10 protein-coding genes are annotated in these 12,548 nt (G+C 61.1%); 9 read left to right on the forward strand and 1 reads right to left on the reverse strand.

Translation table 11 applies throughout. The annotated features are described in order from the left end of the window. The first annotated feature begins 108 nt into the window (after nt 1-108). The 6 genes from xerD to BT125_RS15320 all read left to right on the forward strand — a co-directional run bounded on the left by xerD (nt 109) and on the right by BT125_RS15320 (nt 6,946). The gene (xerD, locus tag BT125_RS15295) at nt 109-1,005 is read left to right on the forward strand and encodes a site-specific tyrosine recombinase XerD (RefSeq protein ID WP_072408166.1); all 897 of its coding nucleotides are present in this window, start codon (nt 109-111) and stop codon (nt 1,003-1,005) included. Nucleotides 1,006-1,304: 299 nt separating this feature from the next. Continuing rightward, on the forward strand, nt 1,305-2,036 hold the full coding sequence (gene dsbC, locus BT125_RS15300) for a bifunctional protein-disulfide isomerase/oxidoreductase DsbC (RefSeq protein WP_072408168.1): 732 nt from the start codon (nt 1,305-1,307) through the stop codon (nt 2,034-2,036). Between the two features lie 132 nt (nt 2,037-2,168). Next, nucleotides 2,169-3,473 (forward strand): homoserine dehydrogenase, encoded by a 1,305-nt coding sequence (locus BT125_RS15305; RefSeq protein ID WP_072408170.1) that lies wholly within the window; start codon nt 2,169-2,171, stop codon nt 3,471-3,473. 103 nt (nt 3,474-3,576) lie between these two features. Beyond that, nucleotides 3,577-4,986: a threonine synthase gene (thrC, locus tag BT125_RS15310; RefSeq protein WP_063322824.1), complete on the forward strand. Its 1,410-nt coding sequence runs from the start codon at nt 3,577-3,579 to the stop codon at nt 4,984-4,986. Nucleotides 4,987-5,106: 120 nt separating this feature from the next. Then, nucleotides 5,107-6,495 carry a transporter substrate-binding domain-containing protein gene (locus tag BT125_RS15315; protein ID WP_072408172.1) on the forward strand — a complete coding sequence of 463 codons (1,389 nt, stop codon included), beginning with the start codon at nt 5,107-5,109 and terminating at the stop codon, nt 6,493-6,495. Nucleotides 6,496-6,658: 163 nt separating this feature from the next. Then, nucleotides 6,659-6,946 (forward strand): DUF3509 domain-containing protein, encoded by a 288-nt coding sequence (locus tag BT125_RS15320; RefSeq protein WP_060739052.1) that lies wholly within the window; start codon nt 6,659-6,661, stop codon nt 6,944-6,946. Between the two features lie 294 nt (nt 6,947-7,240). Here the strand turns inward: BT125_RS15320 and BT125_RS15325 are convergent, their stop codons facing one another. After that, the gene (locus BT125_RS15325) at nt 7,241-8,440 is read right to left on the reverse strand and encodes a CaiB/BaiF CoA transferase family protein (protein WP_072408175.1); all 1,200 of its coding nucleotides are present in this window, start codon (nt 8,438-8,440) and stop codon (nt 7,241-7,243) included. 147 nt (nt 8,441-8,587) lie between these two features. Between BT125_RS15325 and BT125_RS15330 the strand changes: the two genes are divergently transcribed. From BT125_RS15330 to BT125_RS15340, 3 genes are all read left to right on the forward strand, one after another. Then, nucleotides 8,588-9,130 (forward strand): YaeQ family protein, encoded by a 543-nt coding sequence (locus tag BT125_RS15330; RefSeq protein WP_003198109.1) that lies wholly within the window; start codon nt 8,588-8,590, stop codon nt 9,128-9,130. A gap of 167 nt (nt 9,131-9,297) precedes the next feature. After that, complete coding sequence (gene recJ, locus BT125_RS15335; RefSeq protein WP_072408176.1) at nt 9,298-11,007, forward strand: single-stranded-DNA-specific exonuclease RecJ; 1,710 nt, start codon at nt 9,298-9,300, stop codon at nt 11,005-11,007. Between the two features lie 389 nt (nt 11,008-11,396). Continuing rightward, nucleotides 11,397-12,503, forward strand: a complete 1,107-nt coding sequence (locus BT125_RS15340) for an NADH:flavin oxidoreductase/NADH oxidase (RefSeq protein WP_072408178.1) — start codon at nt 11,397-11,399, stop codon at nt 12,501-12,503. Nucleotides 12,504-12,548: the final 45 nt, after the last annotated feature.

Consider the following 12,548-nt stretch of genomic DNA (forward strand, 5'->3'; position numbering starts at 1 on the left):
CAGCCTGCGGGCTGCTTTTTTGTTGCCTGCGATTTGCGCTTTGAGCACCCTGCATAGCTTCATTTTCCATTTCGATGCCGTGTGTGCCCGCATCCTTCAAGAGTTCTTATGCCAGCCATCGATCATCCGCTGATAGACCAGTTTCTCGACACCCTATGGCTGGAGAAGGGCCTGTCCGATAACACCCGCGATGCCTACCGCAGCGACCTGGCGTTGTTCAACGGCTGGTTGCAGGAAAATCACCTGGAACTGGTCAATGCCGGCCGGGAATTGATCCTCGATCACTTGGCGTGGCGCCTGGAGCAGAACTACAAACCCCGCTCGACCGCGCGGTTTCTCTCCGGCCTGCGTGGGTTTTATCGCTATTTGCTGCGGGAAAAGCTGATCGCGGTAGACCCGACCTTGCGCGTGGAAATGCCGCAACTGGGGCGTCCGTTGCCCAAGTCCCTGTCGGAAGCCGATGTGGAGGCACTGCTGGCGGCACCCGATCTCAGCGAGGCCATCGGTCAGCGCGACCGGGCCATGCTGGAAGTCCTGTATGCCTGTGGCTTGCGCGTCACCGAGTTGATCAGCTTGACGCTGGAACAGGTCAACCTGCGCCAGGGCGTGCTGCGGGTGATGGGCAAGGGCAGCAAGGAGCGCCTGGTGCCGATGGGCGAGGAAGCGATTGTCTGGGTCGAGCGTTACATGCGCGATGCCCGTCATGAATTGCTGGGCGGACGCCCCAGCGATGTGCTGTTCCCCAGCCTGCGCGGCGAGCATATGACTCGCCAGACGTTCTGGCACCGCATCAAGCACCAGGCCAAGGTGGCCGGGATCAATAAATCCCTCTCGCCCCACACCTTGCGCCATGCCTTCGCCACACACCTGCTCAATCACGGCGCCGACTTGCGGGTGGTGCAGATGCTGCTCGGCCATAGCGACCTGTCCACCACTCAGATCTACACCCACGTCGCCCGGGCGCGGTTGCAGGACTTGCATGCCAAGCATCATCCACGGGGATGACATCTGCCGCGATGTCGTCAATGCTGACGCCATCGCGAGCAAGCTCACTCCCACATTTTGGAGCTGTGCCAGACCGCAATTGCGCGTCCACCAAAAATCCCTGTGGGAGCGAGCTTGCTCGCGATGATGGCGTGTCAGCCGACATCAATCCTGTGTGTGCTTACAAAACGTCGTGCGTCAGCGGCATTCGGCCACGCCGGCCTTATGTGGTAGGCTTTGCCGGTTTGCACAGTGGGCGGTTGGAACCCGAATCTGCGGGTCGGCGTTTCCCGTCTCATTTGTTCGCCTCAGGAGTCCCCATGCGTTTGATCCAGATGTTCACCGCCGTCGCCATTGCGTTGGCCAGTACCTTCGCCGTCGCCGATGACGCGGCCGACAAGGCTATCCGCAAAAGCCTGGAAAACCTTCAGCTCGAAGTGCCGATCGAAGCCATCTCGGCCAGCCCCATGGCCGGCCTTTATGAAGTCAAGCTCAAGGGCAGCCGCGTGCTGTACGCCAGCGCCGACGGCCAGTATATCGTTCAGGGCAACCTGTTCGAGCTCAAGGACGGCAAGCCGGTCAACCTCACCGAGATGACCGAGCGCCAGGGTATTTCCAAGTTGATCAACGGCATTCCGGTCGCTGAAACCGTGGTTTATCCGGCGATCGGTGAAACCAAGTCCCACATCACAGTGTTCACCGACACCACCTGCCCGTATTGCCACAAGCTGCACGCCGAAGTGCCGGAACTGAACAAGCGTGGCATCGAAGTGCGCTATGTGGCGTTCCCGCGCCAGGGCCTGGGCTCGCCGGGCGATGAGCAGTTGCAGGCGGTCTGGTGCTCCAAGGACAAGAAAGCGGCCATGGACAAGATGGTCGACGGCAAGGAAATCAAGGCCGCCAAGTGCGAGAATCCGGTTTCCAAGCAGTTTGCGCTCGGACAGTCAATAGGCGTGAACGGTACGCCGGCGATTGTTTTGGCCGATGGTCAGGTAATTCCGGGCTACCAGCCGGCACCACAAGTGGCCAAACTGGCCCTGAGCGCGAAATGATCATGGGCGGTCCGCTTTTGAAGATCACGGCTCGGCGAACACATTCGTCGGGCCGTTAAACACAGAGCCGCGTTGCTGCGCGGCTGTATTTCACGGCCGACCTTGCGTCGGCCGTTTCATGGGGAGTCAAGAGTGAATCCGGTCAAAGTAGGCATCTGTGGGTTAGGTACCGTCGGTGGCGGCACCTTCAACGTACTTCAGCGCAACGCCGAGGAAATTTCTCGTCGTGCCGGGCGTGGGATCGAAGTGGCACAAATTGCCATGCGCACGCCAAAGCCTCAGTTCCAGACGACCGGTATTGCGATTACCAACGATGTCTTCGAAGTGGCCACGAACCCTGAGATCGACATCGTCATAGAGCTGCTGGGCGGCTATACCGTTGCCCGCGAGCTGGTACTCAAGGCCATCGAGAATGGCAAGCATGTGGTCACCGCGAACAAGGCGCTTATCGCTGTTCACGGTAATGAGATTTTCGCCAAGGCCCGCGAGAAGGGCGTGATCGTGGCATTCGAAGCCGCCGTGGCCGGTGGTATCCCGGTGATCAAGGCGATCCGCGAAGGCCTGTCGGCCAACCGCATCAACTGGGTCGCGGGGATCATCAACGGCACCGGTAACTTCATCCTCACCGAAATGCGCGAGAAGGGTCGCACCTTCGAAGACGTGCTCGCCGAAGCCCAGGCCCTGGGCTACGCCGAGGCCGATCCGACCTTCGACGTGGAAGGCATCGACGCAGCGCACAAGCTGACGATCCTGGCGTCCATTGCGTTCGGCATTCCGTTGCAGTTCGACAAGGCGTACACCGAAGGCATCACCAAGCTGACCACCGCTGACGTGAACTACGCCGAAGCCTTGGGCTACCGCATCAAGCACCTGGGCGTGGCACGCAGCACCGCCAGCGGCATCGAGCTGCGCGTGCACCCGACGCTGATCCCGGCCGATCGCCTGATCGCCAACGTCAACGGCGTGATGAACGCGGTGATGGTCAACGGCGATGCCTCTGGCTCGACGTTGTTCTACGGCGCCGGCGCGGGCATGGAACCGACGGCCTCTTCGGTCATTGCCGACCTGGTGGACGTGGTTCGCGCCATGACCTCGGACCCGGAAAACCGTGTGCCGCACCTGGCCTTCCAGCCGGATTCGCTGTCGGCGCACCCAATTCTTCCGATCGAGGCGTGCGAAAGCTCCTACTACCTGCGCATCCAGGCCAAGGACCATCCGGGCGTGCTGGCCCAAGTGGCGAGTATTCTCTCGGAACGCGGCATCAACATCGAGTCGATCATGCAGAAGGAAGTCGAGGAGCACGACGGCCTGGTGCCGATGATCCTGCTGACCCACCGGGTGGTCGAGCAGAACATCAACGACGCGATTGCGGCGCTGGAAGCGCTCCAGGGTGTCGTTGGGCCGGTGGTCCGTATCCGCGTCGAACATTTGAATTAATTTAGCGGCAAGTTATAAGCTGCAAGCCGCAAGTAGAAGCCGAGCCGCTTTGACTTGTCGCGTGCAGCTTGACCTTGAAGCTCAAACCGAAGGTTTGCCAAAAATGCGCTATATCAGCACCCGCGGCCAGGCACCGGCCCTGAATTTCGAAGATGTCCTCCTGGCCGGCCTGGCCACGGATGGCGGTCTCTATGTGCCGGAAAACCTGCCGCGCTTCACCCAGGAGGAAATCGCTTCCTGGGCCGGCCTGCCGTATCACGAGCTGGCGTTCCGGGTCATGCGCCCGTTCGTCACCGGCAGTATCCCGGACGCCGATTTCAAAAAGATCCTGGAAGAGACCTATGGGGTCTTTTCCCATAATGCCATCGCACCGTTGCGTCAGCTCAACGGTAACGAATGGGTCATGGAGCTGTTCCACGGTCCGACCCTGGCGTTCAAGGACTTCGCCCTGCAACTGCTCGGTCGCCTGCTGGACTATGTGCTGCAAAAGCGTGGCGAGCGCGTGGTGATCGTCGGTGCCACCTCTGGCGACACCGGTTCGGCGGCCATCGAAGGCTGCAAGCATTGCGAAAACGTCGACATTTTCATTCTGCACCCGCACAACCGGGTCTCGGAAGTGCAGCGTCGACAGATGACGACGATTTTCGGCGACAACATCCACAACATCGCCATCGAAGGCAACTTCGATGACTGCCAGGAGATGGTCAAGGCCAGCTTCGCCGACCAGAGCTTCCTCAAGGGTACGCGGCTGGTGGCGGTGAATTCGATCAACTGGGCGCGGATCATGGCCCAGATCGTCTATTACTTCCACGCAGCCCTGCAATTGGGCGGTCCAGCCCGTTCCGTATCGTTCTCGGTGCCGACCGGCAATTTCGGCGATATCTTCGCCGGTTACCTGGCGCGCAACATGGGGCTGCCGATCAACCAATTGATCGTCGCCACCAACCGCAACGACATCCTGCACCGCTTCATGAGCGGCAACCAGTACGTCAAGGAAACCCTGCACGCCACGCTGTCGCCTTCGATGGACATCATGGTGTCGTCGAACTTCGAGCGCCTGCTGTTCGACCTGCACGGTCGCAACGGTGCGGCGATTGCCGGGCTGATGGATAGCTTCCGCCAGGGTGGCGGTTTCAGCGTCGAGCCTGAGCGCTGGACCGAAGCTCGCAAGTTGTTCGACTCCCTGGCCGTGGATGATGAGCAGACCTGCGAAACCATCGCCGAGGTGTTCGCCCAGAGCGGCGAACTGCTCGACCCGCACACGGCCATCGGCGTCAGGGCGGCCCGTGAATGCCGTCGCAGCCTGGACATCCCCATGGTGATCCTGGGCACGGCACACCCGGTCAAGTTCCCGGAAGCGGTGGAGAAAGCCGGTGTAGGAAAAGCGCTCGAACTGCCTGCGCATCTTTCTGATTTGTTTGAGCGAGATGAGCGTTGCACCGTGTTGCCCAACGACTTGAAAGCCGTGCAGGCCTTTGTCAGCCAGCATGGCAATCGCGGCAAGCCACTCTGACCGGGTAAACCTGTCACATTTTGAAGCCCGTCTCCTGACGGGCTTTCTTGTTTCTGCATGCCAAACTGGCCGGGTTTTCGCCCTTGGAGGGATGGGCGAGTCATCTCGAAGGAAATGCAGATGTCGTTTTTTATCAAAGGCAAACCAGCCCTGGGCTGGGTAATGGGGCTGGCCCTGATGTACTGGACGCAGGGAGGCAACGCGGCGCCGCTGGCGGCTTTCGAAATACCACCACCCAACCCCGGCGAACGGCTGGTGCTGGACGCGCAGGAGTTGAAATGGATCAAGGAGAACCCCCGGGTCATCGTGGCCACGATGCAGTTTCCGTTGTACCTGTTCAGGAATGAACAGGGGCAGTGGAATGGGTTGAACCACGACGTTCTCCAGCGCATCGCGCACATGACCGGCCTTGAGTTCGTGCATCGGGAATCGTTCTCTCCCGGCGAGTTGCTGACAATGCTGGAGAATGGCGAAGCCGACATGACGACCCTGCTGGCGATGAATGAAGAACGTCGGGACTTCCTGAGTTTCAGCCATGCATTCGGTGGTTCCGGTTGGGTATTCGTCGGCCGTGACGGGGAGTCGTCCCTGCATTCGCTGGAGCAGCTCGAAGGCAAGGTCCTGGCGTTGCCGGCACGGCATGCATTGGAAGCGGAAATCAGGCGCGATTACCCGGCGATCAAATTGCGCACGACCAAGACCTTTGGCGAGGCGCGGGCGCTGGTAGAGAGCCGGGAAGCCTATGCCACCATCGAAAATGAAACCGGGGTGCATCTCTATCCCGCCGGGCAGTTGCAGGTCGGCAGCGGCCTTGAGGGCAAGTGGGAACCGGACTACCTGGCGGTGCGCCAGGACCTGACCGTGCTGTTGAGTATCTTGAATAAAGCGCTGGAAGCCTTCCCCGCCGAGGACATGCGTGCACTGCGTTCGAAATGGATGGCCGGTGCGACTCCCGTCCAGGCGCCATCGATCTGGGAGCGGATCTCCCGTTGGGGCTACTGGTGTGTGACCGTGGTCCTGGTGTTTGGCCTCTTGTCCCTGCTGTGGAACCGCCGCCTGCAGATACAGATCGACCAACGCCTCAAGGCCGAAGCGGTCCTCAAGGACCAGTTGATGCTCCAGCGAGCCTTGATGGATGCCATTCCCGACCCGATTTTCATCTGTGATCTGGAAGGGCGCCTGATCATGTGCAACAAAAGCTATGAAGACCAGTTTGCGACCCGCTTCGAAAAACTGCGGGGCACGCGGCTTACCGACTCGGCATCATTCCCGCCGGCCACCGCCGAGCTGCTGCATGGAGAAGTGATGGAGCAATTGCGCACCGGCCAGTCTCGATTCGTCGACCGGCAATTGATGTTCAACGGCAGATTGCGGGAAATCTATCATTGGTCGGTGCCGTTCTATGGAGCTGATGGACAGTTGCGCGGCATTCTGGGCGGCTGGACCGATGTCGGGCGGCGGTGGCGTCGTTGCGACAGGGGCTTGGCCGAGCCGGCGGTCACCCCGTAACGACTCTTGGAGAACGCTGTTGTTTGCCTGTCATATTGGACGCGCATGCTCGGTTGAACAGGTTGAAGGCATGCCGGTTCGGTGCGCTGACGAACTTTCTGCTGCGGCCCACGGTCATTTACTGTGCACATGCAGTTGTTTCGGACTATTGAAGGGTGAGCGAATGGAAAGTATCAGCCTATTGCTGAATGAAGCCTTGAGCCCGTATCAGGTCTCGCTGACTCCCTCCGGCGCCAAGGGCGAATGCCGGGTGACGCTGAAGAATGCCAGCGGGGTCATCATGGTCGAGCGAGTGTTCAATCAGGCCCAATTGACCGACAAGCGTCAGTTGACGGACGTAGTCGATGGCCTGCATCGCGATGTGCTGATTGCCGAGGGGCGCCTGGAGCCCTGTGTGATTGCGGCGCTGCGCAATCTGGCGCGCGACAAGGTCATGGTCGCGGCGAATTGACTGGGCTTTTGTGGGAACCTTCCTACGTCTTGATGAGTCAGACCCTTTACCAGCAAGAGCGAGCATTGTGCTCCGGTGCTTGTCGCTTGTTGTACGGACCTTGAGTGGTCACGTTTAACCCCGAGTCGTCTCCCCACTTCTCGGGGTTTCTTTTTGCCCGGCGTTTATGTTCGTGGGAGCGAGCTGGCTCGCGCTTGCGGTGTGCCAGTCAACATCAAGTCGACTGGGCCGACGCCATCGCGAGCAAGCTCGCTCCCACAGTTTGATCTCCAGCGACTGCTCCCCTGCAGTGCCTCAAATGGCGCCGTCGCTGCGCAGTTTGGCGATCTGCTGTGGGTCGTAGCCCAGTTCGCCGAGCACTTGGGCGTTGTGCTCGCCCAGTGCCGGCCCGACCCATTCGCAGGTGCCCGGGGTGTCGGAGAGCTTTGGTACGATCCCCGGCATCTTGAACGCCTTGCCGTCCGGTAGCTTGGCCTGCAGAAACATCTCACGGGCCAGGAACTGCGGGTCGCTGAACATATCCTCGGCGCTGAAGATCCGACTGGCCGGCACCCCGGCCTGGTTCAGTTGGTCGATAACGCTATCGAGCGGCAGCGCGTTGACCCAGCGATCGATGACCCCGTACAGCTCGTCACGCCGACTGTCACGGCCATCATTGCTGGCCAGTTGCGGGTCATTGGCCAGGTCGTCACGGCCGATGATCTGCATGAAGCGCTTGAAGATCGCATCGCCGTTGGCGCCAATTTGCACGTGCTTGCCATCGGCGCTGGTGTGGATGGACGAGGGGGTGATGCCAGGCATGATATTGCCGGTGCGCTCGCGGATGAAGCCGAACACGTCGAACTCCGGCACCATACTTTCCATCATGGCGAAAATCGCTTCGTACAAGGCCACGTCCACCACTTGTCCGGTGCTGCCGTTGACCTCCCGGTGACGCAGGGCCATCAATGCGCCAATCACGCCCCAGAGGGCGGCGATGGAATCGCCGATGGAAATCCCGGTGCGCACCGGTGGGCGGTCTTCGAACCCCGTGATGTAGCGCAGGCCGCCCATGGATTCGCCCACCGCGCCAAACCCCGGCTGGTCTTTCATTGGCCCGGTCTGGCCGAAGCCCGAAAGCCGCACCATCACCAGTTTCGGGTTCAGGGCATGCAGCACATCCCAGCCCAGGCCGAGCTTTTCCAGCACGCCGGGGCGAAAGTTTTCGATCAGGATGTCGGCTTCGCCGAGCAGTTTTTTCAGGATCGCCAGGCCTTCGGGGTGCTTGAGGTTCAAGGTCAGGGACTTCTTGTTGCGCGCCTGGACGAACCACCACAGTGAGGTGCCTTCGTACAGCTTGCGCCACTTGCGCAGCGGATCACCGCCGTCGGGCGATTCGACCTTGATGACTTCGGCACCGAATTCGCCGCAGATGCGCGAGGCGAAGGGCCCGGCGATCAAGGTGCCAAGTTCGATGACTTTGACGCCGGCAAGGGGTTTGGCAGTAAGCGACATGACGGATCCTGTAGGACAAAGGCAGAACGAATAGAGCGTTTTATCATAGGCCAGGGCCGGTCGCCGCAGGTTGATGGTCGGCAATTCGTGGATTGCCTGCGTCATCGGTTAGACTTGCCGCCTTTCCTCGTATCAAGAAGCCCGTTCATGGCCCAGCCGTCCACGACCTACAAGTTTGAACTGAACCTCACCGACCTCGACCGCAATGTGTACGAGAATGTGAAGCAGACCATTGCCCGCCACCCTTCGGAAACCGAAGAACGCATGACCGTGCGCCTGCTGGCCTACGCGTTCTGGTACAACGAGCTGCTGGCGTTTGGTCGTGGTCTGTCAGACGTTGATGAGCCTGCGCTGTGGGAAAAAAGCCTGGATGACCGTGTGCTGCACTGGATCGAAGTCGGCCAGCCGGATGCCGATCGCCTGACCTGGTGCTCGCGCCGGACCGAGCGCACCAGCCTGCTGGCCTATGGCAGCCTGCGGGTCTGGGAAGGCAAGGTGATCCCGGCGGTCAAGAACCTGAAGAACGTCAATATCGCCGCCGTGCCCCAGGAGGTGCTCGAAACCCTGGCCCAGGACATGCCCCGGGTGATCAAGTGGGATGTGATGATCAGCGAGGGCACGATTTTCGTGACCGACGACCGTGGCCAGCATGAAGTCCAGTTGCAGTGGTTGCTGGGCGAGCGCGGTTGATCCGCCCCGGCATCAAGTGAACTCATTGTGGGAGCGAGCTTGCTCGCGAATACGGTAGATCAGTTTGCATTTATGTTGAATGTGCCGCCGCTTTCGCGAGCACGCCCGCTCCCACACAAGCTCCCTGCCAGAATTTTCACGATTATCCAGAGAAATGTCGTCACCCCATGCGCATAGAACCCCGCCAACTGCCCGACACCCTGCCATTTCTCGGTGACCTGCCGCCCCTGTTGGCCCGCCTGTACGCGGCACGCGGCGTGCAGTCCGAGGCTGAACTGGACAAGCGCCTGGCGCGCCTGATTCCCTTTGAGCAGCTCAAGGGGATCGACGCCGCGGTGGACCTGTTGGTAACGGCGTTGGAGCAACGCCAGCGCATCCTAATCGTGGGTGACTTCGATGCCGATGGCGCAACCGCCAGTACCGTGGGCGTGCTGGGCTTGCGCCTGCTCGGTGCGGCCCATGTCGACTATCTGGTGCCCAATCGTTTCGAATATGGCTACGGGCTGACGCCGGAAATCGTCGAAGTAGCCTTGACCCGCGAGCCACAGTTGCTGATCACCGTGGATAACGGCATCTCCAGCGTGGAAGGCGTGGCGGCGGCGAAAGCGGCGGGGCTCAAGGTGTTGGTCACCGATCACCACTTGCCAGGCCTCGAACTGCCGGCGGCCGACGCCATCGTCAATCCGAACCAGCCAGGCTGTGAGTTCCCGAGCAAGGCCCTGGCCGGGGTCGGCGTGATTTTCTATGTGCTGATGGCGCTGCGGGCCCGTCTGCGCAGCCTGGGTTGGTACGCCAGCACACCCCAGCCGAACATCGGCGAATTGCTCGACCTGGTGGCCCTGGGCAGCGTGGCCGACGTGGTGCCCCTGGACGCGAATAACCGGATCCTGGTGCACCAGGGCCTGGAGCGGATTCGCGCCGGCCGCGCCCGGCCCGGCATCAAGGCGATCCTGGAAGTGGCCAAGCGCGACGCTTCACGGATTACCTCCACCGACCTCGGATTTATCCTCGGGCCGCGTCTGAATGCGGCAGGGCGCCTGGACGACATGAGCCTGGGCATCGAATGCCTGCTTACCGACGACCCGGCCCTGGCGCGGGAGATGGCGGCGCAACTGGACGGCATGAATCAGGACCGCAAGTCCATCGAGCAGGGCATGCAGCGTGAAGCCCTGGCTCAGCTCAAGGACCTGCCAGTGGAGTCGATGCCATTCGGTTTGTGCCTGTTCGACCCGCAGTGGCACCAAGGGGTCATCGGCATTCTCGCCTCGCGGATGAAAGAGCGCTATTTCCGCCCGACCATTGCCTTTGCCGATGCTGGGGACGGTTTGCTCAAGGGCTCGGGGCGCTCGGTACCGGGCTTTCACATTCGCGATGCACTGAGCGTGGTGGCGGCGCAGCATCCGACCCTGATCAGCAAGTACGGCGGTCACGCCATGGCGGCGGGATTGACGTTGCCGGAAGCGAATTTTCCGTTGTTCGCCGAAGCGTTCGACGCGGAAGTGCGCCGGCAATTGCGCGAAGAAGACCTGACCGGCCGGTTGTTGTCGGATGGCACCCTGGCGGTGGAGGAATTCCACCTCGAACTGGCCCGGGCGCTGCGACATGCCGGTCCCTGGGGCCAGCATTTCCCGGAACCGATGTTCCATGGCGTGTTCCAGTTGGTCGAACAACGCGTAGTGGGCGAACGGCACCTGAAGGTCATTCTCAAGAGCGAGTGCGGCTCGGTGAAGCTCGACGGCATCGCCTTCGGCATCGACCGCGAGATCTGGCCAAACCCTACCGTGCGCTGGGTGGAACTGGCCTACAAGCTCGACCTCAACGAGTTCCGCGGCCAGGAAACGGTGCAGTTGATGATTGTCCATATCGAACCGCGGTAGGCACAAATGCTATTGATCAAGTGATGATGTGTGGCGAGGGGATTTATCCCCGCTGGGCTGCGCAGCAGCCCCCAAAATATCCCAGCACCGTATTCCTTCAGCCAAACGGCATTGCTCGGGCTCACGGCTGCTGCGCAGCCGAACGGGGATAAATCCCCTCGCCACAAAGTCACAGGCCCGATCGAGAGTAATCTGGTCACACCGTCGGTTTTTAAGTTCTGAACCCTCCTGCCTCCCGGGTTGTCGACTAGGCTCTAAGCACTGCTTGATAGCCCTTGTGACGTCTTGTCGAATTTTTTGCCCGCGGGGGCGGGTGTTGCACCTTATTGTCACTCGTCGACTTTTCAAACAGAACCCTGGAGCCTGCCCACTGATTCGAGAGGTGCCCCATGAGTCTGCTGCTGGAACCCTATACCCTTCGCCAATTGACCCTGCCCAATCGCATCGCGGTATCGCCGATGTGCCAGTATTCGAGCACCGATGGCCTGGCCAACGATTGGCACCTGGTGCATTTGGGCAGTCGCGCCGTGGGCGGTGCCGGCCTGGTGTTCACCGAAGCCACCGCCGTGACCGCCGACGGTCGTATCACCGCCCAGGATCTGGGGCTGTGGAACGATGAACAGATCGAACCCTTGCAACGCATCACCCGGTTCATCACCGCCCAAGGGGCCGTGCCGGGCATACAGCTGGCCCATGCCGGGCGCAAGGCCAGCACCTGGCGACCTTGGCTGGGCAAGCATGGCAGCGTCAAACCGGAGGATGGCGGTTGGGTGCCGGTCGGTCCGTCGCCGATTGCTTTCGACCCGCAACACACCCAGCCGGTGCAGTTGGACGAAGGGCAGATCGCCGGGGTGATCCAGGCCTTCGTGGATTCGGCCAAGCGGGCCCTCGCGGCCGGCTTCAAGGTGGTCGAGGTCCACGCGGCCCATGGTTATCTGCTGCATCAGTTCCTGTCGCCCTTGAGCAATCAGCGGCGCGATCAATACGGCGGCTCCTTCGAAAACCGCATCCGCCTGGTGCTGCAAGTCACCGAAGCGATCCGGGCCGTATGGCCGCAAGAGTTGCCGGTGTTCGTTCGCGTTTCCGCCACCGATTGGGTCGAGGACGGTTGGAACCCGGATGAAACCGTGGAGCTGGCGCGGCGCTTCAGGGCGCTGGGAGTGGACCTGATCGATGTGTCCTCGGGCGGCACGGCCGCCAATGCGGAAATCCCCACCGGCCCGGGTTACCAGACACGCTTCGCCGAGCGGGTGCGCAAGGAGTCGGAAATCGCCACCGGCACCGTCGGCATGATCACCGAACCGGCCCAGGCCGAACATATCCTGCGCACCTGCCAGGCCGACATAATTTTCCTGGCCCGCGAATTGTTGCGCGATCCATATTGGGCCCTGCATGCCGATGATGACCTGGGCGGCCGCAAGGCCACGTGGCCGGCGCAGTACCAGCGGGCTACGCATCGGGACCAGCCGATTCATGAGTCGGATTTACGCGATTGAGTGCCGAGTAAAACAAAAAGCCCCGGTCATCATTGGCCGGGGCTT

This window comes from Pseudomonas sp. NFACC04-2 (assembly GCF_900119265.1).
Taxonomy (GTDB): Bacteria; Pseudomonadota; Gammaproteobacteria; order Pseudomonadales; family Pseudomonadaceae; genus Aquipseudomonas; species Aquipseudomonas fluorescens_AA.

Excerpts from the sequence above, each read along its gene's own strand:
- xerD (WP_072408166.1), top strand. The coding sequence starts at position 109 with ATGCCAGCCATCGATCATCCGCTGATAGACCAGTTTCTCGACACCCTA.
- dsbC (WP_072408168.1), top strand. The coding sequence starts at position 1,305 with ATGCGTTTGATCCAGATGTTCACCGCCGTCGCCATTGCGTTGGCCAGT.
- thrC (WP_063322824.1), top strand. The coding sequence starts at position 3,577 with ATGCGCTATATCAGCACCCGCGGCCAGGCACCGGCCCTGAATTTCGAA.
- BT125_RS15315 (WP_072408172.1), top strand. The coding sequence starts at position 5,107 with ATGTCGTTTTTTATCAAAGGCAAACCAGCCCTGGGCTGGGTAATGGGG.
- BT125_RS15320 (WP_060739052.1), top strand. The coding sequence starts at position 6,659 with ATGGAAAGTATCAGCCTATTGCTGAATGAAGCCTTGAGCCCGTATCAG.
- BT125_RS15325 (WP_072408175.1), bottom strand. The coding sequence starts at position 8,440 with ATGTCGCTTACTGCCAAACCCCTTGCCGGCGTCAAAGTCATCGAACTT.
- BT125_RS15330 (WP_003198109.1), top strand. The coding sequence starts at position 8,588 with ATGGCCCAGCCGTCCACGACCTACAAGTTTGAACTGAACCTCACCGAC.
- recJ (WP_072408176.1), top strand. The coding sequence starts at position 9,298 with ATGCGCATAGAACCCCGCCAACTGCCCGACACCCTGCCATTTCTCGGT.
- BT125_RS15340 (WP_072408178.1), top strand. The coding sequence starts at position 11,397 with ATGAGTCTGCTGCTGGAACCCTATACCCTTCGCCAATTGACCCTGCCC.